The organism is Nonomuraea endophytica (genome assembly GCF_014203235.1).
In the GTDB taxonomy this organism is placed as follows: Bacteria; Actinomycetota; Actinomycetes; order Streptosporangiales; family Streptosporangiaceae; genus Nonomuraea; species Nonomuraea endophytica.
This window is the reverse complement of the sequence record NZ_JACHIN010000001.1, coordinates 956,654-980,812: the sequence shown is the minus strand read 5'-3', so window position 1 is coordinate 980,812 and position 24,159 is coordinate 956,654. Positions and strand designations below refer to the sequence as shown.

General features: G+C 65.8%; 22 protein-coding genes and 1 pseudogene. 14 read left to right on the top strand and 9 right to left on the bottom strand.

The features are described 5' to 3' along the window. Positions 1 to 15 precede the first annotated feature (15 nt). From HNR40_RS04745 to HNR40_RS04705, 9 genes are all read left to right on the top strand, one after another. Positions 16 to 2,364: an NADH-quinone oxidoreductase subunit G gene (locus HNR40_RS04745; RefSeq protein ID WP_221340071.1), complete on the top strand. Its 2,349-nt coding sequence runs from the start codon at positions 16 to 18 to the stop codon at positions 2,362 to 2,364. Next, on the top strand, positions 2,361 to 3,698 hold the full coding sequence (gene nuoH / locus HNR40_RS04740; protein WP_184958591.1) for an NADH-quinone oxidoreductase subunit NuoH: 1,338 nt from the start codon (positions 2,361 to 2,363) through the stop codon (positions 3,696 to 3,698). The genes HNR40_RS04745 and nuoH overlap by 4 nt, the downstream gene beginning before the upstream one ends. Beyond that, positions 3,685 to 4,200 carry an NADH-quinone oxidoreductase subunit NuoI gene (gene nuoI / locus HNR40_RS04735; protein WP_184958589.1) on the top strand — a complete coding sequence of 172 codons (516 nt, stop codon included), beginning with the start codon at positions 3,685 to 3,687 and terminating at the stop codon, positions 4,198 to 4,200. Before nuoH ends, nuoI begins: the two co-directional genes overlap by 14 nt. Next, positions 4,193 to 4,957 (top strand): NADH-quinone oxidoreductase subunit J, encoded by a 765-nt coding sequence (locus HNR40_RS04730; protein WP_184958587.1) that lies wholly within the window; start codon positions 4,193 to 4,195, stop codon positions 4,955 to 4,957. The genes nuoI and HNR40_RS04730 overlap by 8 nt, the downstream gene beginning before the upstream one ends. Then, on the top strand, positions 4,954 to 5,250 hold the full coding sequence (gene nuoK, locus HNR40_RS04725) for an NADH-quinone oxidoreductase subunit NuoK (RefSeq protein WP_184958585.1): 297 nt from the start codon (positions 4,954 to 4,956) through the stop codon (positions 5,248 to 5,250). Before HNR40_RS04730 ends, nuoK begins: the two co-directional genes overlap by 4 nt. A 70-nt stretch (positions 5,251 to 5,320) precedes the next feature. Beyond that, on the top strand, positions 5,321 to 7,168 hold the full coding sequence (gene nuoL, locus HNR40_RS04720) for an NADH-quinone oxidoreductase subunit L (RefSeq protein ID WP_184958584.1): 1,848 nt from the start codon (positions 5,321 to 5,323) through the stop codon (positions 7,166 to 7,168). Beyond that, the gene (locus HNR40_RS04715; RefSeq protein WP_184958583.1) at positions 7,168 to 8,727 is read left to right on the top strand and encodes an NADH-quinone oxidoreductase subunit M; all 1,560 of its coding nucleotides are present in this window, start codon (positions 7,168 to 7,170) and stop codon (positions 8,725 to 8,727) included. The genes nuoL and HNR40_RS04715 overlap by 1 nt, the downstream gene beginning before the upstream one ends. Then, entirely contained in the window at positions 8,724 to 10,307 is a 1,584-nt protein-coding gene (gene nuoN, locus HNR40_RS04710; RefSeq protein WP_184958581.1) for an NADH-quinone oxidoreductase subunit NuoN, read from the top strand. The genes HNR40_RS04715 and nuoN overlap by 4 nt, the downstream gene beginning before the upstream one ends. A gap of 8 nt (positions 10,308 to 10,315) precedes the next feature. Next, positions 10,316 to 11,305, top strand: coding sequence for a polyprenyl synthetase family protein (locus HNR40_RS04705; protein WP_184958579.1), 990 nt, complete (start codon positions 10,316 to 10,318; stop codon positions 11,303 to 11,305). Between the two features lie 14 nt (positions 11,306 to 11,319). On the opposite strand, the gene HNR40_RS04700 is transcribed toward HNR40_RS04705, so the two are convergent. Beyond that, complete coding sequence (locus HNR40_RS04700) at positions 11,320 to 11,646, bottom strand: hypothetical protein (protein ID WP_184958578.1); 327 nt, start codon at positions 11,644 to 11,646, stop codon at positions 11,320 to 11,322. Positions 11,647 to 11,648: 2 nt separating this feature from the next. Further along, the gene (gene rarD / locus HNR40_RS04695; protein WP_184958577.1) at positions 11,649 to 12,563 is read right to left on the bottom strand and encodes an EamA family transporter RarD; all 915 of its coding nucleotides are present in this window, start codon (positions 12,561 to 12,563) and stop codon (positions 11,649 to 11,651) included. A gap of 114 nt (positions 12,564 to 12,677) precedes the next feature. Here rarD and msrA point away from each other — a divergent pair, with 114 nt between their 5' ends. Both msrA and HNR40_RS04685 read left to right on the top strand, forming a co-directional pair. After that, a complete protein-coding gene (msrA, locus tag HNR40_RS04690; RefSeq protein ID WP_184958576.1) occupies positions 12,678 to 13,340 on the top strand; it encodes a peptide-methionine (S)-S-oxide reductase MsrA in 663 nt (220 codons plus the stop codon). Positions 13,341 to 13,398: 58 nt separating this feature from the next. Next, on the top strand, positions 13,399 to 13,776 hold the full coding sequence (locus HNR40_RS04685) for a hypothetical protein (protein ID WP_184958575.1): 378 nt from the start codon (positions 13,399 to 13,401) through the stop codon (positions 13,774 to 13,776). A 474-nt stretch (positions 13,777 to 14,250) separates the two neighbouring features. On the opposite strand, the gene HNR40_RS04680 is transcribed toward HNR40_RS04685, so the two are convergent. The 3 genes from HNR40_RS04680 to HNR40_RS04670 all read right to left on the bottom strand — a co-directional run bounded on the left by HNR40_RS04680 (position 14,251) and on the right by HNR40_RS04670 (position 16,438). Beyond that, entirely contained in the window at positions 14,251 to 14,583 is a 333-nt protein-coding gene (locus tag HNR40_RS04680) for a hypothetical protein (protein ID WP_184958574.1), read from the bottom strand. 108 nt (positions 14,584 to 14,691) lie between these two features. Next, positions 14,692 to 15,897 (bottom strand): helix-turn-helix domain-containing protein, encoded by a 1,206-nt coding sequence (locus HNR40_RS04675; protein WP_184958573.1) that lies wholly within the window; start codon positions 15,895 to 15,897, stop codon positions 14,692 to 14,694. Between the two features lie 4 nt (positions 15,898 to 15,901). Then, positions 15,902 to 16,438 (bottom strand): flavoprotein, encoded by a 537-nt coding sequence (locus tag HNR40_RS04670; RefSeq protein ID WP_184958571.1) that lies wholly within the window; start codon positions 16,436 to 16,438, stop codon positions 15,902 to 15,904. Positions 16,439 to 16,728: 290 nt separating this feature from the next. On the opposite strand from HNR40_RS04670, the gene HNR40_RS04665 reads away from it, so the two are divergent. Continuing rightward, positions 16,729 to 18,129, top strand: coding sequence for an AAA family ATPase (locus tag HNR40_RS04665; RefSeq protein ID WP_184958570.1), 1,401 nt, complete (start codon positions 16,729 to 16,731; stop codon positions 18,127 to 18,129). Beyond that, the gene (locus HNR40_RS04660; protein ID WP_221339918.1) at positions 18,126 to 18,602 is read left to right on the top strand and encodes a hypothetical protein; all 477 of its coding nucleotides are present in this window, start codon (positions 18,126 to 18,128) and stop codon (positions 18,600 to 18,602) included. Before HNR40_RS04665 ends, HNR40_RS04660 begins: the two co-directional genes overlap by 4 nt. Before the next feature lie 20 nt (positions 18,603 to 18,622). Here HNR40_RS04660 and HNR40_RS04655 read toward each other — a convergent pair whose 3' ends face one another. Both HNR40_RS04655 and HNR40_RS04650 read right to left on the bottom strand, forming a co-directional pair. Beyond that, positions 18,623 to 20,017 carry a replication initiator gene (locus HNR40_RS04655; RefSeq protein ID WP_184958568.1) on the bottom strand — a complete coding sequence of 465 codons (1,395 nt, stop codon included), beginning with the start codon at positions 20,015 to 20,017 and terminating at the stop codon, positions 18,623 to 18,625. Between the two features lie 669 nt (positions 20,018 to 20,686). After that, entirely contained in the window at positions 20,687 to 22,195 is a 1,509-nt protein-coding gene (locus HNR40_RS04650) for a recombinase family protein (protein WP_184958567.1), read from the bottom strand. A gap of 29 nt (positions 22,196 to 22,224) precedes the next feature. On the opposite strand from HNR40_RS04650, the pseudogene HNR40_RS04645 reads away from it, so the two are divergent. Continuing rightward, a pseudogene (locus HNR40_RS04645) lies at positions 22,225 to 22,332 on the top strand (peptide-methionine (S)-S-oxide reductase MsrA); the annotation flags it as partial. Between the two features lie 132 nt (positions 22,333 to 22,464). Here the strand turns inward: HNR40_RS04645 and HNR40_RS04640 are convergent. Further along, a complete protein-coding gene (locus HNR40_RS04640; RefSeq protein WP_184958566.1) occupies positions 22,465 to 22,974 on the bottom strand; it encodes a PIN domain-containing protein in 510 nt (169 codons plus the stop codon). A gap of 34 nt (positions 22,975 to 23,008) precedes the next feature. Next, entirely contained in the window at positions 23,009 to 24,106 is a 1,098-nt protein-coding gene (locus tag HNR40_RS04635; RefSeq protein WP_221339917.1) for a helix-turn-helix domain-containing protein, read from the bottom strand. Between the last annotated feature and the right edge of the window lie 53 nt (positions 24,107 to 24,159).

The following is a 24,159-nucleotide window of genomic DNA, read 5'->3' as shown; positions in this document are numbered from 1 at the left end:
GCTGTAGAAACCTCCCTGGTGACCCTGAGCATCGACGGCTTCCAGGTCAGCGTCCCCAAGGGCACCCTGATCATCCGGGCCGCCGAGCTCCTGGGCATCCAGATCCCGAGGTTCTGCGACCACCCGCTGCTCGACCCGGCGGCCAACTGCCGCCAGTGCCTGGTCGACATCCCCGACGCCGGCAACGGCCGCGGCTTCCCCAAGCCGCAGCCCTCCTGCGCGATCGAGGTCGCCCAGGGCATGGTCGTGCAGACCCAGCTCACCTCGCCGGTGGCCGAGAAGGCGCAGCGGGCGGCGATGGAGTTCCTGCTCCTCAACCACCCGCTCGACTGCCCGGTCTGCGACAAGGGCGGCGAGTGCCCCCTGCAGAACCAGGCGATGTCCAACGGCCAGGGCGAGTCCCGCTTCCACGAGCACAAGCGGACCTTCCCCAAGCCGCTGCCGCTCTCGACGCAAGTCCTGCTCGACCGCGAGCGCTGCGTGCAGTGCGCGCGCTGCATCCGCTTCTCCGACCAGATCGCCGGCGACCCGTTCATCGACTTCTTCGAGCGCGGGGCCAGGGAGCAGGTACGGGTGGCCGACGGCCAGCCGTTCGAGTCCTACTTCTCGGGCAACACCGTCCAGATCTGCCCGGTGGGCGCGCTGACCGGCGCCGCCTACCGCTTCCGCGCCCGCCCGTTCGACCTGGTCTCGACGCCGAGCGTCTGCGAGCACTGCGCCTCCGGCTGCGCCCAGCGCACCGACCACCGCCGCGGCCGGGTCACCCGTCGGCTGGCCGGTGACGAGCCGCAGGTGAACGAGGAGTGGAACTGCGACAAGGGCCGCTGGGCGTTCACCTACGCCACGCAGCCCGACCGGCTGAAGACGCCGCTGGTCCGCAACGAGGAGGGCGTGCTCGTCCCGGCCTCCTGGCCGGAGGCGCTGGCCGTCGCGGCCGAGGGCCTGGCCGCGGCCCGGGGCAAGACCGGCGTCCTGCTCGGCGGCCGGCTGACCGTCGAGGACGCCTACGCCTACTCCAAGTTCGCCAGGCTCGCGCTAGGCACCAACGACATCGACTTCCGCGCCCGGCCGCACTCGGCCGAGGAGACCCAGTTCCTCGCCCACGCCGTCGCCGGCAAGGGCATCGAGGTCTCCTACACCGACCTGGAGAAGGCCCCGGCCGTCGTCCTGGTCGGCTTCGAGCCCGAGGAGGAGTCGCCGATCGTCTTCCTGCGCCTGCGCAAGGCCTGGAAGAAGCACGGCCTGAAGGTCACCTCGATCGCGCCGTTCGCCGCCAAGGGCCTGGCCAAGATGGGCGGCACGCTCATCCGCACCGCCCCGGGCGCCGAGGCCGAGGCCATCGGCGACCTCATCGGCACGCTGGCCGAGGGCACGATCGTGCTCGCCGGCGAGCGGCTCGCCACCGCCCCCGGCGCCCTGTCGGCTCTGGTACGGCTGAGCGCCGCCACCGGTGCCAGGGTCGCCTGGGTCCCGCGCAGGGCCGGTGAGCGGGGCGCCATCGAGGCCGGCGCGCTGCCGAACCTGCTGCCGATCGGCCGTCCGGTCGAGGACGAGAGCGCCAGGGCGGAGATCGCCAGGGCGTGGGACGTCGCCTCGCTGCCGGCCACGCCGGGCCGCGACACCGACGGCATCCTGGCCGCAGCCCTGGCCGAGGAGATCGACGCGCTGGTCATCGCCGGCGTCGACCCCTACGACCTGGCCGACCCGGCCGCCGCGCTGGCGGCGCTGGAGAACACGCCGTTCATCGTCAGCCTGGAGATCCGGGCGAGCGCCGTCACCGACCGCGCCGACGTGGTGCTGCCCGTGGCGGCCGTGCAGGAGAAGTCCGGCACGTTCGTCAACTGGGAGGGCCGCGGCCGCTCGTTCGAGGCGCCCATCAGGGTGCCCGGCCTGCAGAGCGACCTCCACGTGATCGGCAACCTGGCCGACCGCCTGGACGTGCACCTGGGCCTGCCCGACGCCAAGGCCGCCCGCCGCGAGCTCGGCTCGGTCGGCGCCTGGCACGGCAGCCACGTGGCCGCGCCCAACGTCGGCGGCGGCGCCGCCGGCACGCCGCAGGCGGGTCAGGCGCTGCTGGCGACCTGGCACCTGCTGCTCGACGACGGCCGCCTGCAGGACGGCGAGCCCTACCTCGCGGGCACCTCCCGCGCGGGCGAGGCGCTGGTCTCCGAGAGCACCGCCGCCGAGATCGGCGTGGGCGACGGCGACAAGCTCGTCATCGGCGACGCGATCACGCTGCCGGTGCGCATCGCCGAACTGCCCGACCGTGTGGTGTGGGTGCCGGCGAACTCCGGCGGCAGCTCGGTCACCCGCGACCTGCGCGCGGTGTCCGGCGACATCGTCACGATCGGGAGCGCTTCATGATCCTCCTCGCCACGGAACCGACCCTGGCCGACTTCGGCAAGGATCCGCTCTGGATCACCATCGTCAAGGCGCTGATGCTCTTCGTCTTCCTGATGCTGGGGATCCTGTTCGGCGTCTGGTACGAGCGCAAGCTCATCTCCAAGCTGCAGAACCGCATCGGCCCTAACCGGGCGGGCAAGTTCGGCCTGCTGCAGTCGGTGGCCGACGGCCTGAAGATGGGCCTCAAGGAGGACCTGTTCCCGAACACGGTGGACAAGGCGCTCTACCTGATGGCTCCGGTCATCATGGTGATCCCCGCGTTCCTGGCCTTCTCGATCACGCCGTTCGCCGGCATGGTCAACCTGTTCGGGGTCCAGACGCCGCTGCAGCTCGTCGACCTTCCGGTCGCGGTGCTGTTCATGCTGGCCATGGGCGCCATCTCGGTGTACGGCGTCGTGCTGGCCGGGTGGTCGTCGCGCTCGCCGTACGCGCTGCTGGGTGGTTTGCGGAGTGCGGCTCAGGTGGTCTCCTACGAGATCGCCATGGGACTGTCCTTCGTCGGCGTGTTCCTGTTCGCCGGGACGCTGTCCACCTCGGAGATCGTCAAGGCGCAGGCCACGGGCGGGGAGTTCTGGGGCATCCCGATGCCCTCCTGGTACGTGGTGCTGCTGCTGCCGTCCTTCCTGATCTTCGTGATCTGCGGCTTCGGCGAGGCCGCGCGTATCCCGTTCGACCTGCCCGAGGGCGAGGGTGAGCTGGTCGGCGGTTTCCAGACCGAGTACTCGTCCTCGCTGAAGTTCGCCCTGATCATGATGGGCGAGTACCTGCACACGTTCACCGCGTCCGCGATGGCGATCACGCTGTTCCTTGGCGGCTGGCAGGCGCCCTTCGGCCTGCCGGACGAAGGCTGGTGGGGGCTGCTCTGGTTCTTCATCAAGTTCGTCCTGGTCTTCTCCTTCGTGGTCTGGGTACGCGCCTCACTGCCGCGGGTCCGCTACGACCAGCTGATGTCGCTGGGCTGGAAGGTCCTCATCCCGCTGAACCTGGCATGGATCATGCTCGTGGCCTCGGTCCGGGCGATCATGTACGTCAGGGAGGGACCGACCTCCGGCTTCGAGGGCAGCATGGCGGTCGTCCTGACGATCACCGCCATCGTGGTCCTCGGCGCGCTCGGCATCTGGGCCCGGTTCGACACCGTCAACCAGCGCCGCAAGGAAGCCGAGAAGGCCAAGATCGCCGCGGAGTTCGAAGAGCTGGACCGCGAGCCGACCGCCGGCGGATTCCCGGTGCCGCCGCTCGATCTGCCGCACTACCACGGGGTGCAGCACAAGGAGGTTCCCAGTGGGACTAACTGATTGGCTGAACCCCGTCAAGGGCTTCGGCGTCACCTTCCACACGATGTTCAAGAAGCCCGTCACGGTGAACTACCCGGAGGAGAAGCGGCCGACGGCCCCTCGCTTCCACGGTCGCCACCAGCTCAACCGCTGGCCCGACGGGCTGGAGAAGTGCGTCGGCTGCGAGCTGTGCGCATGGGCCTGTCCGGCCGACGCGATCTACGTCGAGGGCGCGGACAACACCGAGGAGGGGCGTTTCTCCCCGGGCGAGCGCTATGGGCGCACCTACCAGATCAACTATCTGCGGTGCATCCTGTGCGGTCTCTGCATCGAGGCTTGCCCGACTCGCGCGCTGACCATGACCAACGAGTACGAGCTGGCCGACACCAACCGTGAAAGCCTCATCTACACCAAGGAGATGCTGCTCGCACCGCTGACGCAGGGCATGGAGCAGCCGCCGCACCCGATGCGGCTCGGTGAGACCGAAGAGGACTACTACCGCCTGGGACGGACCAATGGGTGAGCAAGTCACTTTCTGGGTGCTCGCCGTCGTGTCCGTGGCGGCAGCCCTGGGCGTGGTGTTCAGCCGCAAGGCGGTCTACTCCGCGCTGATGCTGGGCGGCGTCATGCTCTGCCTGTCGGTGCTGTACGCGGCGCAGGACGCGCCGTTCCTCGCCGCGGTGCAGATCATCGTCTACACCGGCGCCGTCATGATGCTCTTCCTGTTCGTGCTCATGCTGGTGGGCGTCGACTCCTCCGACTCCTTCGTGGAGACGTTGAAGGGGCAGCGCTTCTGGGCCGCGATCGCCGGGATCGGGTTCGCCTCGCTGATCATCCTGGCCGTCGGCAACGTCGTCTTCGGCAACGCCAAGGGCCTGGCGGCGGCGACCGGTCAGGGCGGCTACATCCGCTCGCTGGCCGGGCAGATCTTCACCCGCCACGTGTTCGCCTTCGAGGTGACCTCGGCGCTGCTGATCACCGCCGCGCTCGGCGCGATGGTCCTCGCCCACCGCGAGCGGCTCACCGCCAAGGCCACGCAGAAGGACCTCTCGCGCGCCCGGTTCCAGGGCGACCAGCCCTCGCCGCTGCCCGGCCCGGGCACCTACGCCCGGAGCAACGCCATCGACATGCCGGCGCTGCTGCCCGACGGCTCGGTCTCCGAGAAGTCGGTCAACCGCTACATCGCGCGCTACGACGTCGAGCACGGCCACCTGCCCGCCGACCCGAAGCTCGCCGAGGCGATCAAGCACTCGGTCGAGGTCGAGGAGGAGTCGAAGTGACGACGCAGTACCTGATCCTCTCGGGGCTGATTTTCGCCATCGGCGCGCTCGGTGTGCTGATCAGGCGTAACGCGATCGTGGTGTTCATGTGCGTGGAGCTGATGCTCAACGCCTGCAACCTCGCGTTCGTCACCTTCGCCAGGCAGAACGGCAACCTCGAAGGCCAGATCATCGCGTTCTTCGTGATGGTGGTGGCCGCGGCCGAGGTCGTGGTCGGTCTGGCCATCATCGTGACGATCTTCCGAACCCGCAGGTCGGCGTCCGTGGACGACGCGAACCTGCTGAAGTACTGAGGGGTGACTGGTGGATCCCGTTAAGATCACCGATTACGTCGGTACCGGCGTAATCGGTGTGTCATGGCTGATGATCGCCTTGCCACTCCTCGGCGCCGCGATTCTGCTGGTTCTCGGCCGGATCACGAACAAGTGGGGACACCTGCTGGGCGTGGCGATGTCGCTCGCCTCGTTCGTCGTGGCGGTGCTCGGGTTCGTGGAGTTGCTCGGGCTTTCCGAGGACGCGCGGCGGCAGGCCGTACATCTGTATGAGTTCATCCCCGGCATGGTTGACATGGGGCTGTTGATCGACCCCTTGTCGCTCAGCTTCGCGCTGCTGATCACGGGTGTCGGATCGCTGATCCACATCTACTCGATCGGCTACATGTCGCACGACCCCGACCGGCGCCGGTTCTTCGCCTACCTGAATCTGTTCGTCGCGGCGATGCTGCTGCTGGTGCTGTCCGACAACTACGTCGGGCTGTTCATCGGCTGGGAGGGCGTGGGTCTCGCGTCCTACCTGCTGATCGGGTTCTGGCAGTTCAAGCCGTCGGCCGCGGTGGCGGCGAAGAAGGCGTTCATCGTCAACCGCGTGGGCGACTTCGGCCTGCTGGTCGGCATGTTCATCATCTGGACGTCCTTCGGCACGCTGGCCTTCGGCGACCTGCAGGGCAAGGTGGGCGAGGCCTCCTCGGGCACGCTGACCGCGATCGGGCTCCTGCTGCTGCTCGGCGCGTGCGGCAAGTCGGCCCAGCTGCCGCTGCAGTCCTGGCTTCTGGACGCGATGGAGGGCCCGACCCCGGTCTCGGCCCTCATCCACGCCGCGACCATGGTCACCGCCGGCGTCTACCTGGTCGTCCGCTCGGGCGCGTTCTTCGAGGCATCGAGTACGGCTTCGCTCGTCGTCACCATCGTCGGTGTCGCGACCCTGCTGGCCGGCGCGATCATCGGTTGCGCCAAGGACGACATCAAGAAGGGCCTGGCCGGCTCGACGATGTCGCAGATCGGCTACATGATGCTCGGCGCCGGCCTCGGCCCCGCCGGGTACGCCTTCGCGATCGCGCACCTCATCGCGCACGGCTTCTTCAAGGCCGACATGTTCCTCGGCGCCGGTTCGGTCATGCACGCCATGAACGACGAAGTGGACATGAGGAAGTACGGCGGGCTGCGCAAGCTCATGCCGATCACCTTCGCCACCTTCATGGTGGGCTACCTGGCGATCATCGGCTTCCCGTTCCTGTCCGGGTTCTACACCAAGGACGGGATCATGGAGACGGCCATGGAGCACGGGCAGTGGATGGGCTGGCTGGCCGTGCTGGGCGCGGGCATCACCGGCTTCTACATGTCCCGCATGATCTTCATGACGTTCTTCGGCGAGAAGCGCTGGGACAAGGACGCGCACCCGCACGAGTCGCCCTCGGTCATGACCGTGCCGCTGATCCTGCTGTCGCTCGGCTCGATCGGCCTGGGTTACTACCTGATCAGCGACAACCGGTTCATGAAGTTCCTGGCCCCGGCGGTCGGCCTGCCTGAGCGGCTGCCCGAGTTCCACCTCTTCAGCACCACCACGGTGGGGCTGTCGTCGCTGGCCCTCGTCGCCCTGGGCGCGGGCTTCGCCTGGTACAAGTACGGCAAGTCCGAGGTTCCGGTCCTGGCGCCGCGCGGTTCGTTCCTGACCGTGTTCGCCCGGCGCGACCTGTACGGCGACGCACTCAACGAGTCGCTGTTCATGCGCCCCGGCCAGTGGCTGACCAGGATCGCCGTCTTCTTCGACAACCGCGGCGTCGACGGCCTGGTCAACGGGCTGGCGGCGGCGATCGGCGGGACCTCGGGCCGCATGCGGCGGCTGCAGACGGGCTTCGCCAGAACGTACGCGCTGTCCATCCTGTTCGGTGCGGCCCTCCTGGCCGGCGCCCTGCTCCTCGTTGGGAACATCTGATGTCACCCTGGCTCCCCATCCTCATGGCGGTGCCCGTCCTGGGCGCGGTCGTGGTGGCCCTTCTTCCCAAGGGCAGCGACAAGCTGGCCAAGCAGGTGACCCTGCTGGTCTCCCTGGTCGTCATGGTGCTGACGCTCGTCATGGCGGTGCAGTTCAGCCCGCGCGGCGACCGCTTCCAGTTCGTGGCCGAGTACAACTGGATCCCCAGCTTCGGGGTCAAGTTCGGCGTCGGGGTGGACGGCGTCGCGCTCGTGCTGATCGCCCTGTCCGTGGTGCTGGTGCCGATCGTGGTGCTGGCCTCGTGGAACGACGCGGACGGCGTGAAGACGGCGGACGGCACGGTCATCGCGCCGAAGAGGTCGGTCAAGACCTACTTCTCGCTGTTGCTGGTGCTGGAGACGATGATGATCGGCGTCTTCGCGGCGACCGACATCTTCCTCTTCTACATCTTCTTCGAAGCCATGCTGATCCCGATGTACTTCATGATCGGCTCCTACGGCGGCGCCCAGCGGTCCTACGCGGCCGTGAAGTTCCTGCTGTACTCGCTGTTCGGCGGCCTGCTCATGCTGGTCGCGGTCATCGGGCTGTACTTCGCGGCGGGCAAGGGCACGTTCATGTTCCCCGAGCTCGTCGGCGCCATCCAGGACCCGGCCACGCAGAAGTGGCTGTTCGCCGGATTCTTCATCGCCTTCGCCATCAAGGCGCCGCTGGTGCCGGTGCACACGTGGCTGCCCGACGCGGCGGCCCAGGCTCCGGCGGGCGCGGCCGTGCTGCTCGTGGGCGTGCTCGACAAGGTCGGCACGTTCGGCATGCTGCGCTTCTGCCTGGAGCTCTTCCCCGAGGCGGCCAAGGCGTTCACGATGCCGATCGTGGTGCTGGCGGTGATCAGCATCATCTACGGCGCGATCGTGGCCATCGGGCAGACGGACATGAAGCGCCTGATCGCCTACACCTCGATCTCGCACTTCGGCTTCATCGTCATGGGCGTCTTCGCGATGTCCCAGGTCGCGCAGTCCGGCGCCGCGCTGTACATGGTCAACCACGGCTTCGCCACCGGCGCGCTGTTCCTGGTCGCGGGCTTCCTCATCTCCCGCCGCGGCTCGCCGTACATCGCCGACTACGGAGGCGTGCAGAAGGTCGCGCCGGTGCTGGCCGGGTTCTTCCTGGTCGCCGGTCTGGCCGGGCTGTCGCTGCCGGGGCTGTCGTCGTTCGTCAGCGAGTTCATGGTGATGGTCGGCACGTACTCCAGCCAGGCGTTCGGATCCGGCGGCCTCGCGGTGGCGGCGATCGTCTCCGCGGTGGCGGTCATCCTGGCCGCCGTCTACATCCTGTGGATGGTCCAGCGGGCGCTGAACGGCCCCACGGCCGAGTCCGTCAAGGGCTTCAAGGACCTCAACGTCCGCGAGGTCGTGGTGCTCGCCCCGCTGGTCGCCCTGATCATCGGGTTCGGCTTCTTCCCGAAGCCGCTGCTCGACGTGATCACCCCGTCGGTGCAGCACACGCTCACCAACGTGGACGTCAAGAACCCCGCCATCGCTGAGAAGGGGGCCGGAGAGTGAACGGCTTCGAGGCGCCGACCATCGAGTACGGGCAGCTCGCGCCGCTGCTGCTCGTCTTCGGCGCGGCCTGCATCGGCGTCCTGGTGGAGGCGTTCGCGCCGCGCTACCTGCGCAAGTCCATCCAGGTGCCGCTTTCGCTGCTGAGCCTGATCGGCGCGTTCGCGCTGGTCATCGTGCAGGTGGCCAGGGGCGGCGTGCCGACCACGGCATCGGCGATGGGCGCCGTCGCGGTGGACGGCCCTTCGTTGTTCATCTGGGGCGTCATCCTGGTGCTCTCGCTGGGCGCCGTGCTGATGGTCAACGACGACGGGCACTTCGTCGCGTCGGCGGCGGCCGTACCCGGAAGTGCGGATGAGGAGGAGGCGGAGACGAGCGGTGGCGCGCACACCGAGGTCTACCCGCTGGTGCTCTTCGCCGTCGGCGGCATGCTGCTGTTCGCGGCATCGCACGACCTGCTGGTGATGTTCGTGGCCCTTGAGGTCATGTCGCTGCCGCTGTACCTGCTGTGCGGGCTCGCCCGCCGTCGCCGCCTGCTGTCGCAGGAGGCCTCGCTGAAGTACTTCCTGCTCGGCGCGTTCTCCTCGGCCTTCTTCCTGTACGGCATGGCCATGATCTACGGCTACGCCGGAACGGTCAGCCTGCCCGGGATCAGCCAGGCGATGTCCACCGGCTCGCTCATGGATCCGCTGCTGCTGCTCGGCTTCTCGCTGCTCGGCGTGGGCCTGCTCTTCAAGATCGGTGCGGCGCCGTTCCACGCGTGGAAGCCGGACGTCTACCAGGGCGCCCCGACGCCGATCACCGCCCTGATGGCCTCCGGCACGCTGGTGGCGGCCATGGGCGCGGTGCTGCGGGTGTTCTGGGTGGCTCTGGGCAACCTGGACTGGGACTGGCGTCCGGTCATGTGGGTGGTCGCGGCGCTGACGATGATCGTCGGCGCGATCCTGGCGATCACGCAGACCGACATCAAGCGCATGCTGGCCTACTCCTCGATCGCGCACGCGGGCTTCCTGCTCATCGGCGTGATGGCGACGTTCGAGGCCGCGGAGAAGAACGCCGCCTCGCTGTCGGCGATCCTGTTCTACCTGCTGGTCTACGGCTTCACCACCGTGGGCGCGTTCGCCGTGGTCACCATGGTGCGCGACCCCGGCGGCGAGGCGGGTCATCTGTCCCGCTGGGCCGGACTCGGGAAGAGATCTCCGCTGCTTGCCGGTGTGTTCGCTTTCTTCCTGCTGGCTTTCGCTGGTATCCCTCTGACCAGCGGGTTCTTCGGAAAGTATGCCGTGTTCGCGGCTGCCGTGAGCAGTGGCACACAGACCGGAGACTCGATGGGCGCGTGGATGACCGGCCTGGTCGTCGTGGGTGTCATCGCCTCGGCGATCGCGGCCTTCTTCTACGTCCGCGTCATCGTGCTGATGTTCTTCAGCGAGCCTGCCGCCGACGGCCCCACCGTGGTCGCGCCCAGCATGGGCACCGCGGTGGTCATCGGCGTCGCGCTGCTGGTTACGGTAGGAGTCGGGCTTTTCCCGCAGCCCGCACTCGACATCGCCAACCAGGCTGCGTCCGGCCTGTTCATTAGATAGGGGTATCTATGTCCGCGCCACCGGTTGTTGATCTGCCCATTGAGGACGAGCGGTTGGCGCAGGACATCGCCAGTGGGCTGAACGCGGTCGAGAAACTGCTGCGCTCGTCGGTCGAGAGCGAGGACGCCTTCGTCACGGAGGCGTCCAAGCACCTCATCGAGGCGGGCGGCAAGCGGTTCCGCACGCTGATGCTGCTGCTGGCGGCCCAGTTCGGCGATCCGTCCGCGCCCGGCGTCGTGCCGGGCGCGGTGGTGATCGAGCTCACGCACCTCGGCTCCCTCTACCACGACGACGTCATGGACGAGGCTCCGGTACGGCGCGGCTCCCCGTCGGCCAACGCCCGGTGGGACAACACCGTGGCCATCCTGACCGGCGACTACCTGTTCGCCCAGGCCTCCGACCTCCTGGCCGACCTCGGCCCCGACCTGATCAGGGTCCAGGCGCAGACGTTCTCCCGGCTCGTGCAGGGCCAGATCAGGGAGACGATCGGCCCGCGGGCCGGCGACGACCCGGTCTCCTTCTACATCAACGTGCTGGCCGACAAGACCGGCTCGCTCATCGCCGCCTCCGGGCGGTTCGGGGCGCTGCTGTCGGGCGCGCCCAGGGGCGTGGAGGAGCGGCTGAGCCGGGCCTGCGAGGCGATCGGGGTGGCCTGGCAGCTCGGTGACGACCTGCTCGACGTGGCCTCGACCTCGACGGAGTCGGGCAAGACGCCCGGGACGGACCTGCGCGAGGGCATCCGCACGCTGCCGGTGCTCTACCTGCTGGCCTCGCCCGAGGACTCGCGGCTCAAGACGCTGCTGTCGGGGCCGGTGGCGGAGGAGGACCTTGAGGAGGCGCTGACGCTGCTGCGGGCGCACCCGGCGATGGCCCAGGCCCGTGCGGAGCTGGACGCGTGGGTGGACCGGGCGCGGGCCGATCTGTCGGGCCTGCCGAACATCCCGGCGAAGGACGCGTTTCTGGCTCTGTGCGACTACGTGGTGGAGCGCTCGGGCTGATTTTTCGGGTTATTTCAGGGAAAAATACGGTCGAAGCGTAGGTTGCGGCGCGGTCGACCGCCGTCGCGGCGGTCGACGACCAGATGGTCCTTTGCCTTGGTGACCTGGACGACGACCTGCTCGTCTCTGAGGTGGCCTCTGGTCTCGAAGGTGTACGCGCCGCCGTCGCGCGTGTAGCGGGCCGTGTGGACGCTGGCCGGAGGGTCTTCCCGGCGGAGCCAGGTGGCGATGAGCGCTCCGCTCTGGGGGGTGGCGGCGGGCCGTACCAGAACATCCAGGACGAGACCGTCGGGATAGAAGCGGAAGACCTGCTCCTCTCCGGCGTAGATGCCGTCGAGCACGGTCAGGCCGCCGTCTTGACCAGCTCGGCGGCCCGCTTCCGGTTGGCCCGCGCGGCGCTGATGCTGTCGTAGGTGAAGACCGACAGGGCCAGCCACACGATCGAGAACCCGATCCAGCGGCTCGGCGGCATGGTCTCCTTGACGATCAGCACACCGCACAGGAACTGCAGGATCGGCGCGATGTACTGCAGGACGCCGATCGTGCTCAGCGGCACCCTGATGGCCGAGGCGGTGAAGAACAGCAGCGGCACCGCGGTGATCAGTCCCGCTCCGGCGAGCAGGAGCGCGTGGCCCGGGTTGGTGTGGCCGAACGTGGCCTGGCCCGAGGCCTCCAGGTAGACCAGGTAAGCGAGGGCGGGCGTGAGCAGCACCAGGGTCTCGACGGTGAGGCTCTCGGCGGCGCCGACGTTCGCCTGCTTCTTGACCAGCCCGTACACGCCGAAGCTGACGGCCAGCGTGAGCGCGATCCACGGCAGCCGTCCGTAGTCGAGCGTGAGCACGACCACGGCCAGCATGCCGAACCCCACCGCCGCCCACTGCAACGGCCGCAGCCGCTCGCGCAGCAACAGCACACCGAACAACACGCTGACCAGCGGGTTGATAAAGTACCCCAAGGCTGCCTCGACGACGTGGCCGGTGTTGACGGCGTAGATGTAGGTGCCCCAGTTGACCGTGATGATCACGGCGGCCAGGGCCAGCAGGGTGAGCTTCCTGGGCTGCTTCAGCAACTCCCTGAACCACGACCAGTGCCGCCTGACCGCGAGAATGACGACCACGGCCACCAGTGACCAGGCCATGCGGTGGGCGAGGATCTCAAGCGCCCCCGAGGGCTTGAGGAGCGGCCAGTAGAGGGGGAACAGTCCCCACATCGCGTAGGCCGCGACCCCGAACAACACACCACGCTTCTCGTCAGGCATGTAGCCCATTTTCGGACATTACATGCTTAAACACAAATGCGTACTACTATGTGGGACTATTTAGGCGGTCTTAACTGTTGGCGTCTCTGTATCGTGGAGACCAGGAGGTGCACCATGGGTTGGCTGTTCGGCAGCAACAAGACATCTATGGTCCGTCAGGAGGACGCCCTGCCGGGGCGCTCCGCCCGGATCCCGGTGCCCTCGCGGCACGCCGTACTCGACGCTCCGCTGGCTCCGCCGTACCCGGAGGGGCTGGAGATCGCCGACTTCGGCCTCGGCTGTTTCTGGGGCGCCGAGCGCAAGTTCTGGCAGACCGAAGGCGTCTACACCACCGCGGTCGGCTACCAGGGCGGCTACACCGAGAACCCCACCTACGAAGAGGTCTGCACCGGCGCCACCGGCCACACCGAGGCCGTCCGCGTGGTGTACGACCCGGCGAAGGTGTCGTACGAAGAGCTCCTCAAGGTTTTCTGGGAGAACCACGACCCGACCCAGGGCATGCGCCAGGGCAACGACGTCGGCACCCAGTACCGCTCGGCGATCTACTACCACTCGCCCGAGCAGGAGAAGTCCGCACTGGCCTCCAGAGACGCCTACCAGGCCGTCCTGAAGTCATCCGGCTACGACGAGATCACCACCGAGATCGCCCCAGCCCCCGAGTTCTTCTTCGCCGAGGACTACCACCAGCAGTACCTCCACCGCAACAAAAACGGGTACTGCGGGATAGGCGGGACTGGGGTCGCCTGTCCGGTGGGGCTGACGTCTGGTGAAGCCTGAGTCCAGGTTTCCGCAAGAACCCCGCGAGCACTTGGAGAGCATTCGTATCCGTCCGGGGATGTACGGCTTGGACGGCTCATATCGGCTGCTCACCACGTACGTCGCGGGGTTCGACGCGGGCAGTGACGGCACACTGCTGCAAGGGTGCAGGGAGTGGCTGATCGTCCAGGTCGGCGGGGGTAACAACCTTGTCTGGCAGGCCCTGGTTCTCATGCTCGCCTTCCCCGACTCGGCGAGCAGACCCTGTTTCTGGCCGACGAATGAGGAACAGAACGCTGTTGCCGTCGAGGCACTGTTCCTAGCGTTTAAGCGGTTCTTCGCCGATCGCGATGATCGGGTGAACGGCCTGGAGCTGATCCAGGCCGACTACGATCAGTGGCTTCTGCGACAGCCCTGGGCCGCTCCTCCTGAGCGCCAGGCCGGTAGCCCCCAGTAGCTGCGGCGACAATCTTCTCTACAGGGTCAAGGGCTCGCTGCGCTCGCCTCGGGACCGCCCGCCCGCTTAGCGGCCTGGCGGGCTTGCGCATGCGGCCCTGGGGGGCCGTACGCGCCCGCCGCCGCACACGGGCGGTCGGTCCCGAGCAGCGGGCTTCCTATGTCTTGAAGAGCTCTGCCGCCCCGCTTCCGGTGCTCGGGCCTGGCGGCCCTGTGCTCCGGGTCGGGTTGCCATCGAGCACCTCGGGTGACGGGTCGCGATCCTTTCGGGCCACGCCGCGCAGTCTGTTCACGCGAAGAGGCCAGCGGGTTTCAGCCGCCAGGTGCTTGCTGAGTTCCTCCAGGGTTCGCCCACACCGGACGTTCGACAGACCAGTGTGCTGTGGGGCAGGGACGGCACGGAGTGCATACCAGCCACCGCCAGCGGCATCCTGGATCTCCCAATCGGGGAATTCTCTGGCCAGCTCACCAGCGGTCATCGACATGCTGGTTCTTCGGTTTCCGAGAAGGTGCGCGAGGCCCGCAGGTCGGCGTATCGCAGCGCCACACGATGAGCGGTTCGGACTGGCTCCAGGGTTGAATGCCAGGCATAGATCGCCCGTCTGCCCTTGGGGGCCCAGCCTGTGCGCCACCAATAGAGGCGCTCATCGCACCAGACGAGCAGACCCGACCAGACAGACAGCACTGCGAGGCCGTAACCGTCGTTCACGTCGGTGGGGATTCCGTGGCGGTCCAGCGCGTGTTGAAGGTCCTGGGCTGCGCTGAGTGCCTGCGAGGGTAGCGGGGGTTGCGGCTCCATCACCAGCATGATTGGCCTCCTGACCTGCGGTATCGCGTGTCAGGAAGCACCGTAGGCGGTCAGAGTCAGCGGACCCCGCACTCTTGTGGAGCCAAGGAAGCCGCACAAAAGTGCGGGTCAGATGATGCCTGCGCGCTGGGCCAGGGGGCGAAGTTGCGGTGTGCTGGCGCGGTGTTCGCGTTTGAGGAGTTGGGTCAGCAGGTCGCGCGGGCGACCGCCGTACCTGACGAGTTCAGGAGAGAGGCGCTCTGCTTCCAGGAGCATGTTGACCGAGGCGGCGTCCTTACGTTGGACCGCGTATGCCCGGGCGAGGTCGAGGTGGATCTGAGAGCGGCGTCCAACAAGGCCAGGTGCGAGGGTGGAGAGGTCGAGGCGCTCGCTTGCGGCGATTGCCGTACGCGAGTCGCCGGAGTCCGCTGCCGCTGAGATCTCATGGATGATCACGTTCGTCATTCCGAACGCGGTCCAGAAGTCGTTGCGATCTTCGCCGAGGGTTTCTGCTACCTGCCGTGCTTCGTCAAGATGCTGCCGTATCCCGGCTTGGTCGTAGGCCGCTGCCGCAGCGGTGACGGCGACGAGGTGAAGGCCGCCGAGGACCGGACGTGTCCTGGCTCCTGGAGTTCTGCGCAGTGCTTCGCCAGCCCGGCGGACCACCTCCAAAGCCTTGCTGATCTCGCGCAGCCGTACGAGGACGTATCCCAGCCGGTATGCACTCACGGCAGCGAGGAGTGGTCGCTCTGCCGCCTGCGCAGCAGCCAGTGACCGATCGGCTGCTACCCAGGCAAGTTCGGGTTCCCCGACACGGCGGAGCGTGGTCGTCGTGCAGTGGTAGGTGAGGGATCTCAGGGAGTGATAGGCCCGCCGACCCCGCGAAGGTGCGTGCCGCGAACCGAGCTCGGTAGCGATGATCAAGCGGGGGAGGCGCTTGCCCACCTCGTCGTAGCGGGTTGCCTGGTAGAGGCGGTTCACCTGGCGGATCTCATGTCTCAGCCACAGGATGCTCTCGACGGACCCGCCTGCCAGCCGATGATCGATCATCGCCGAGAGCCCGTCGTATCCGAGCATGGCTTGGCGGATGCCGGTTGCCGCTTCGTAGCGTGTCATGGTGGTGCTCTTCTTCGTGGCGAGGTCATCGACACTCAGCCCGAGGATCTCGGCCAAGGCGGTAATGACCGCGTGGTTGCTCACATCCCGCTGCCCGCGCTCTACCTGGCTGAGCCAGCTCTCCGATCGGCCAACCAGGCCAGCGAGTACGGCTTGCGACAGACCCCGACGACGGCGGGCACGGGCGATCTTCTCGCCGATCTCTCGCCGGGCATCCATGGCATCACTCCTGCGCCTGTCGCCCCCCGACTACGGCTTGCAGCTCTTCCATCACCTGTTCCCAGGATGGCATGCGCGCATCCGAAGGGGCATCGGGATCGAACATGACCTGGACGCCCATGTCCCGGAGTGCTTCCACACTGCGAGCGAAGGCCGAATGCCGCGCGAGTGCGGTCTTGAGCATCGGGACTGCCAGGATCGGCACGCCGAAGCCCATGACCTCGCAGAGGAGCCCGACGGCGAAGGTGTCGGCAATGCCGGTAGCCCATTTGTTGATCGTGTTGAATGTGGCGGGCGCCACGATCACGGCATCGGCGGGAGGCAGCCCCTTGGGTTCGCCGGGCATCCGGTAGGTGCTACGCACCTGGTCGCCGGTGAGCCGCTCAAGGTCGGGCACGTTCACGAACCGCTCACCCATCGGTGTCGTCACCACGTGGACCGTCCACCCTGCGTTCTGAGCCAGGCTGACAAGGTTGTGGAGGCCGGCAGCCGGAGGCGCTGCGCACGCGACGACGTAGAGGACACCGGCGGTGGGTTCCATATGGCGTGATCCTAGCCAGCAATATCTCAACCCTCCAGCAAGCTGGGCAGTCAGCCATTCGGCACTGGCGGGGGTCGCCGCTCGGGGTTTCGCAAAGGTGTTTGAGCAGCTCAGTAGGACGTCTTGTGAGAGACGCGGTCCACGCCGGTCAAGATCAGAGTCGCTTCCGCCCGAAGGTTGGGCATGGGGCCGCCACGACGACAGATCAGTGACGGTGCGATCTCCAACTACTAGAGTACTGATCTGTAATACCATGGGCGCTCTCCATGGGCACTGGAGGCGAAGGTCGGATGATAACGAATCTCAGGCTTCAAAATTTCAAGGCATGGGAAGATAGTGGTTTCATCAAATTTGGCCCAATAACTGCCTTCTTTGGCAGCAATTCTTCTGGGAAGACTAGTTTTCTGCAGAGTTTGTTGCTACTCAAACAGACCGCCGAGTCTGCGGATAGAGGCCGCGTCTTCGACCTGGGCGGACCGGCCTCTCTTGTCAGCCTCGGAACCTTCAATGATATTACCTTTCAGCATGATTCCGAGCGTACAGTTGGTATCGACATTGGCTGGCAAGAAGATTCGGATTTCGAGATCCGAAATACCGAGACGAAGAAGCGAGATGCCATCGCCGCTAGTCGCGACTTGAGTCTTTCAGTCCTAGTTCGAGAACTGAGATCTTTCCCTGTTGTGCAGCGTGTCGAGTATGGTCTCGGCGACCTTCGCTTTTCACTGACGCGCAGGGGCGGAAAAGATGAATACTCGCTAGATTCTAATAGCTACCCATTCAAGCGCGTGTCTGGTAGGCCTTGGCCATTGCCGTCGCCCGGAAAATTCTACAGTTTCCCAGATCAGGTGCGAGCGTATTATCAGAATGCCGCCTTCCTGTCTGATCTAGAGCTTCAGTTTGAGAACCTCTGCGGCAGGATTTTCTATCTCGGTCCCCTAAGGCAGGATCCGGCGCGGCAGTACATCTGGTCGGGTGGTAGACCTGTCGATGTAGGTAGGAGAGGCGAGCTCGCGGTCGAGGCTCTTATCGCCTCCCAGTCTGACGGAAAAACAAATGCGCGCGGCTTTGCAATTCGCAAGGACGGGCCTCGTCGCACTAAGTTGATCACTGTCGAAGAGCATGTGGCTATATGGCTTCAAGAGCTCGGCCTAATCCATTCCTTTGCAGTGGAGTCTGTGGATGACAGAAGTACTCTCTATAGAGTGCAAGTAAGACGGTCTCAGGGCAGTACGCCAGTGCTTCTCACGGATGTAGGCTTTGGGGTTAGCCAGGTGCTACCCGTGTTGGTCCTCTTGGCATATGCGCCGGAAGGCTCTACCGTTCTTCTTGAGCAACCCGAGATCCATCTACACCCAGCAGTACAAAGCGGGCTAGCAGATGTGGTGATCGAGGCCGCAAAGGTTCGAAACATTCAAGTAGTGGTAGAGAGTCATTCCGAGCATTTTCTCATGCGCCTGCAACGCCGACTCGCTGAAAAGGAGATTGGCAGAGGAGTGACACTAGAATCGGAAGACTGTCTCCTCTACTTCTGTCATGCTGATGGGTCTGCTTCTACGATCAGCCAGTTGACGCTGGACTTGTTTGGAAACATCACGAACTGGCCGAAGGATTTCTTCGGGAACCAGTTCGAGGAAGCCGCTGCGATGAGTCGAGCAGCGCGGAGGCGAGCAATCGAAGAGAAGTCGGCTTGAAGCACCCAGACCGTGTCGTGATCGACACTAATGTGCTCATCGTTTCCAACGGGAAGGCTGAGCATGTTACGGACGCATGCGTGAATAGTGCAATCGAATTTCTGGAGCACGTGGAAGCGCACGGGGTTGTCGTTCTCGATAGCTCGTGGCACATCTTTGATGAATACGAGAAGTATTGCTCGTTCAAAGGGCAACCGGGGGTTGGCGATCGCTTCTTTCTGCACCTGCATCGCACTCAGGCTGATCCCCGTCACGTGCAAAAGGTTGAGATAAGCAAAGATGATCAGGGTTCCTATTTGGAGATTCCGGACGGCTTACGAGCGTTTGATCCCTCTGATCATAAATTTGTGGCTGTAGTTATCTCGGACGAACACAAGTCGGTCATTGTAAATTGCGCCGACTCGGATTGGAAGGAGGCGGCGCAGGAGCTAAAACAGCATCGAATCGTGGTCGTAGAATTGTGCGATATTTAACATGTGATAATGGTCCGCAATTAGGTATTGAGGACTGCTTCTGAGGGACTTCTGCCGGCTGCACACTCCGCCATGGTCAAAGCGGGGTCGGTCTCTCGTTGGCGAGCGATCAACCGGGCGGTGGCGATGCGTTGTCGGGCTACCTTCGTCCAGAAGGGTTCACCGTTGCGGAGGCCGTTTCCGGCGTAGCGCCACTCGGCAACTGTGAGCGTCTCGGCGGGGAGCGTCAGCCCGGTCAGGAGGCGGGCTTGTTCGGCTCGGAAGTCCGCGCGTGCCTGCCGTAGGTCTCCGAGTCTGATCGAGTAGTGGCGGGACTTGGTGGAGAAGTGGCCTCGGTAGCCGAGCATGTGAGCCCACTGCCGCAGCAGCAGGTCCCTGTGGTCGGGAAGTTCGGCCAGGCTGAAACAGGTGTAGATCATGCGACGAGCATGCTCGGTGACGGGAAGCCGGGCGATCTCCCAGGACTGGCGAATTGGGCGATCTACGGTCCCTGCCGACTCAGCCCCCTTGGTGGCGTACTTGGCGACATAGGCAGCCACGCGCTGATCGCTGACGCCGTCGAGTTCGTTGAAGACGTACACCGGGCGGATATCGAGTTGCCTGCCCCACTGAGCGTCCTGTGCGGCTGTCTGGCGGATGGCTTGGTCGAGCAGCTCGACCGTGAGCTCTTCGGGAGGGCGGTCGGTCGGGCCGTCCGGTCCGTCGAGGCGGATCACCGCGTGGAAGTGGACCAGGCCGCGAGCTTGGTACTCGGCGACCTTGGCGTACGACAGCCGAGCCGTACGGCGGAGCTCGGCGCGAGTGATGCTGAGCAGGCGGGCCAGGGTGGACGGCATGGCCTTGGTGAACTCTCTCCAGAGCGCACCGGCGCGGGCGTTCCACAGCACGGCCCCGATGTAGTCGTAGCAGTCGACGCAGAGCGGCTGCCCCACTTGCGGATCGTCGCGGTCATGACGTTGCCCGCACCCCTCAGGCCGCCCGTGTGGACAGACCGGTCGATCGCGACGCGGACGGCATGGCGCGGACTGCCGGTGAGCGTGGACTGCGCCGAAGGAGGGGGCGGTGAAGGTGGCGAAGACGCGGGGGTGCTGGCTTACCTCCTCTGGCACGCCCTTGCCGCCGCGTAGGCCAGAGATGATCAGGTGGTAGGTGTCGTCCTTGTAGGTCGCCGAGCAGGCCGGGCAACGGGAGGCACGGCGGTTTCCGCAGGCGGTGAGCAGGTATCCGGTCGGCTCATCAGCGGTTCGGTACACGTCGAGCACTTCACCCGTGCGGCGGTCCAGAGTGAATCGCTCTCCGTGCAACCGCACAGGCTGTGCACAGCCACCCGTGGCGTAGACCATGCGTTGCCAGCGGGCGAAGTCAGGCATGGCCGCACGGTGCAGCGCGGCCATGATGTCCGGCGACAGGGTCATGCGGCATCCCTCCCGCGTGTGTCGTCGGGCCGGGTGCCAGGGGCGACGCTCACCCCGAAGATCGTGGCGATGCGTTGCCATTTCTCCTCCGACCAGCGAGGAGAGCGGGTGGCTTGGCGTCTGCCCCACTCCTGGGCAGACGCGAGGGTTTCAGGGTCCAGGTGGCCTCCTTCCCGAGAGGGTGGAGTCACCGATCGCCGGACGATCGCGACGAGCACACCGACGCCGGGCAGCAGAAAGTGAGCTGTCGGCGTGGTGCGCAGCAGCGAGAAGATCAGTGGTGGAGTGCGGCGAGAGTGTTGGTGGCGCGCTCTACGTGTGGACACCTACCGCCGGGCCGGGGCCCTCCGACGGATCATCGGTATTCAGTAAGTCGTGTTGTGCCCGGAGTCTTGATGCGCCTGAGACGGTTCGCCGAGATGCTCGCTGTGTCGTGCCGTGCGGGGAACGGAGACTTTGTGCGTAGATCGGTTCTACCACCATCATCGCCTGGGTATGCGGGCCACATGCCCGACGGGGGCTCCTGAGGAGACGTCCCTTGGCATCCAGTGGCGTACGGCGGTGTCCGTAGACGTCCGGCTACATGCGGCTGCACAGACAGAAAGGTAAGTGAGCTGTGGCCGACGAGTAAGGCCACAGTTTCTCGAAGACGTCCTGGACGTCCTGTGGTCAGCCCTCGCGCCAGACCGGCTCAAGCAGGTCAGGGTTAAACTTCGCGCGACCCTTACCGCTGGGATAAATGATCACCGCATGCAGTGCCTCGCGGACGTACGTGCGCTTCACGGTGAGAGGCAGTCCACCCTCTTCCTCGGGCAAGAACCAGCGCCGTCGAATCTCGCTGACATCGGTGTGCGAGCGGCTTCGCTGCCTCTGGATCGATGCGGTGAAGTTCTGGGCTTCGGTCCGAAGACGGGCGATCTGCTTCTCCAGTTCCGCAGCGGTGGAGAAGAACAGGTCGTTGCTGACCTTGCCCATCGTCCACTGCGTCCTGAGCACGTCCAGGCGGTCTTTCGCGCCGTCGTACTCGTCCTGCTTCGGCCAGTCGGACGGCTCATCGGAGGAAGCGAGTTGGGCCTCTTCGAGCTTGGCCAGCACCGCTTCTGAGATGTAGAGATCCACCATGTCACCGCGCCGCCCGAGCCCGCCGCAGCCGCCCACGGTCTTGCCCGGGCAGATGTAGATGTGCTGCACACAGTCCTTGCTGTGGGTCACGCGGAGGGACGTGTTGCAGAGCGAGCCGTCATCCTTGGCGCGACCGCACCGGAGGAAGCCGGTCAGCAGGTAGTTGGGCTCGCGGAAGTCCCGCGCGAGCACGTGGCCGATGCGTCCGTCGCGGTGGATGTAGTGGCCTTTGCGGGCATCGAAGATGCTCTTGACGGCCATCCACTGTTCGGGAGTGACGATCGCCTCCCATTGCCCAACGACTGGGTTGCCGTCGGCCCCACGCACCAGCTCCTTGCTGATCTCTCGCCAGCCGCAGATGCGCGGATTGTTGACTGTGATCTTGAGTGAACTCGGCGTCCAAGCGTTGCCGAGCGACGTCTTCACTCCGTCTCTGCGCCACTGCTCGGCGATCGAGTAGAGCGAGCGGCCGGAGATCAGATCGAGTACGGCTTGCCGTACCAGAGGCGCTTCGACGGGGTCCAGCGTCAGGCGGTCAGGCTTCCAGCCGAAGGGCCGAGTGCCGCCGACGGGCATGCCTTGCTCGGCGCGGGTCCGGTGCGAGCGACGCATGCGGCGCTGCATCTTGCGGACCTCCATCTTGGAGATCACCGCACCGAACAGGCCCATGCTCTCGGCGTCCTCGTTGTAGAGGTCCTTCGCACCACGGGCATCGGCGAAGACTCGCCCGTCCTGGTAGGTGATCGCTTCCGCGAAGCGCTCGTAGTCGCCGGGGCGACGGGCCAGCCGGTCTTCGGCAACGATGACGACGCCTTGCACCGCCGTGCCGTCTGGCAGTTCACCGGCTCGCAGTGCCTTCAGCATCGCCTCGAAGTCGTCACGGACGACGTCCGCCTTCGCTGCCGACTTGTCATTGTCGGTGTACTCGTGGACGACCTTCCATCCGAGCCGGGCAGCGGTCTCGCGGTTGAGCTTGTGCTGGTCCTGAACTCCGTGTTCATCCCGCCTGACGTCGGCGGAGATGCGAGCGTAGGAGACGACGGGGATCTGCGCCATGGTGACCTCCGCAAGAATTATTGCGCCAAGCAAAGGTCTATCACCAGCAGTACCTGTTCAAGGTCCCGAACGGCTACTGCGGCATCGGCGGCACCGGCGTATCCTGCCCGGTCGGCCTGACCTCCGGCGAGGCGTAGACACGTGTAGCGGCTGGCTTCTGCGTAGAGCCGGTTGACCGGCGACATCTCGTCGCGGGTCGCCGGCGTCTCCTGCCCTGCTGGCCTGACGTCCGGTGGGGCGCTGATGATCGAGGGGATGCGCGTGCTCGGTTAGAGAAGCCCGCGCTCGCGTGCCCACCGGACAAGGTCGCGGCCGGTGCAGGGAAGACGCATACCGGAGTGTCGCAAGGCGTCCACGTGGCCGCAGATTTCAACAAGGGTCATTTTGCCCAGCCGGTGGAGTCGCGTCAGAAGCCAGACCGTGCCGTGCACCTCAAGCCCGCGTTTTCGGCCGACCTTGGTCGCGTCGCGGTCATCGGTGATGGCGATCAGGCGCTGTATCTCGGCAGCGGTGAAGACGCTGGCTTCGCCCAGGTTGTGGTCACCCGCACCAAGCACATCGACCCATTGCCCAAAGGCGATCAGCTCCTCGTCGGTATCTTGCGGCAGGATGCGCAGCCATTCGAGATCGGTAATGGATCGCAGCGACGGATACTCGCTGGAGTACTTGTCGACCTCCCTGGCGACGATGTGTGTGGTCGACATGGTGGAGACGCTGACGCCGAGCACGTCGAGACGGTCGGACTTGGCGAAGTGGTGGAGCACCATGGCGTCGACCACCAGCGGGGGAGCGGGTCATCCGATGTCGCGGCCGTCACGGAGTCTCATCTTCTTCGAGCCTCGGTGGTAGGTCCGTGGAATTTCTGAGCTGCCCGTGCATTAATTCCAGTGCTCGATCGCTGCTGATGTGACCAAGTCGGTACGCCGTCATCACGGCGTGCGCGAGGCTCGGAGGCACACGGATGGAATCGAGGTCGGGCTGCGGCGCCCAGCCCAGGGAGTCTCGGAACTCCGCGAAGGTGGGTAGGCATGGTCGCAGCTTCTTCTCCTCGCTCGGCGTTATGGCCTCCGCGGCTCGAGCTTGCCGAAGGGTGAGGCTCCAGGAGGTGCGGTATTCGGCCGCCAGCCGTACGAGCATGGACCGATCTGGCGCGTCTCTGCCGCCGACGGCATGCCTGATCGCTTCCACCGGCAAAAGCAGCTCTGCGGCGAAGGTGTCGACCATGTTTTCGCGTTCCACCCGGGAGGCGCTGACTGCTATATCTGTCGAGTATTCGTCGCCCAGTATGAGATGACCAAGCTCATGGGCGGCGGTGCTGCGTCGACGGCCGGGGTCGCCATTGAGGCTTACCACCGCTGCGGCTATGTCGCCGTCCACTGCCGACGCCCCGTCTCCCGGCAGGTCAACTACCAGAATGTACTGACCGCACCTCTCGCTGAACTCGGCCATGGAGTCGATGGGGCTGCTTCCCAGGTTGAGCTCGGTTCTCAGCCACCGCGCGGCCGCCGCGGCCGTAAGAGGTCCGTCGACCTTGCCTGGGTACTGCCTGATGGGATTCGGCTGGAGCATGTTCAGCGAGATGAGAAGCCGGATCTCTCTTATCCACGAAGCCAGTGTGCTGTCGATGCGATAGGAGGCTTGCGTGGCGACTGTCGTGGTGTCCTCGGCCAGAGGTGTTCGATGGGACATCACCGCTGGTGGCGCATTGAGAAAATGACCCAGAGGCAAGTCCAGCGCACGTGCGAGCCGAGAGAGCTCCAGTGCGTCAAGCCGCCTCGTACCGGCCTCGATCTTGCTGATCATGGTTCTGTCGAGGTCGGTCTTCTGGGCCAGCTGTTCCTGTGACAACTGCATGGCCAGCCGAGCTTCGCGAACCCGATCCCCGATGTCGTTCCAGTCGAGGGTGCTCATGGTGCGATAATCGCACACCCGAGGTGGCGGGTACACGGTTGGGCGGAGGTCTG

Bases quoted from the DNA above. Each gene is read 5' to 3' on its own strand.
- HNR40_RS04655 (WP_184958568.1), bottom strand. From the start codon at position 20,017: ATGACCCTGTCGCCGGACATCATGGCCGCGCTGCACCGTGCGGCCATG.
- HNR40_RS04675 (WP_184958573.1), bottom strand. From the start codon at position 15,897: ATGGATGCCCGGCGAGAGATCGGCGAGAAGATCGCCCGTGCCCGCCGT.
- HNR40_RS04650 (WP_184958567.1), bottom strand. From the start codon at position 22,195: ATGGCGCAGATCCCCGTCGTCTCCTACGCTCGCATCTCCGCCGACGTC.
- HNR40_RS04635 (WP_221339917.1), bottom strand. From the start codon at position 24,106: ATGAGCACCCTCGACTGGAACGACATCGGGGATCGGGTTCGCGAAGCT.
- HNR40_RS04680 (WP_184958574.1), bottom strand. From the start codon at position 14,583: ATGCTGGTGATGGAGCCGCAACCCCCGCTACCCTCGCAGGCACTCAGC.
- HNR40_RS04715 (WP_184958583.1), top strand. From the start codon at position 7,168: ATGTCACCCTGGCTCCCCATCCTCATGGCGGTGCCCGTCCTGGGCGCG.
- msrA (WP_184958576.1), top strand. From the start codon at position 12,678: ATGGGTTGGCTGTTCGGCAGCAACAAGACATCTATGGTCCGTCAGGAG.
- HNR40_RS04705 (WP_184958579.1), top strand. From the start codon at position 10,316: ATGTCCGCGCCACCGGTTGTTGATCTGCCCATTGAGGACGAGCGGTTG.
- HNR40_RS04730 (WP_184958587.1), top strand. From the start codon at position 4,193: ATGGGTGAGCAAGTCACTTTCTGGGTGCTCGCCGTCGTGTCCGTGGCG.
- HNR40_RS04670 (WP_184958571.1), bottom strand. From the start codon at position 16,438: ATGGAACCCACCGCCGGTGTCCTCTACGTCGTCGCGTGCGCAGCGCCT.
- nuoH (WP_184958591.1), top strand. From the start codon at position 2,361: ATGATCCTCCTCGCCACGGAACCGACCCTGGCCGACTTCGGCAAGGAT.
- HNR40_RS04665 (WP_184958570.1), top strand. From the start codon at position 16,729: ATGATAACGAATCTCAGGCTTCAAAATTTCAAGGCATGGGAAGATAGT.
- nuoL (WP_184958584.1), top strand. From the start codon at position 5,321: ATGATCGCCTTGCCACTCCTCGGCGCCGCGATTCTGCTGGTTCTCGGC.
- HNR40_RS04685 (WP_184958575.1), top strand. From the start codon at position 13,399: ATGTACGGCTTGGACGGCTCATATCGGCTGCTCACCACGTACGTCGCG.
- rarD (WP_184958577.1), bottom strand. From the start codon at position 12,563: ATGCCTGACGAGAAGCGTGGTGTGTTGTTCGGGGTCGCGGCCTACGCG.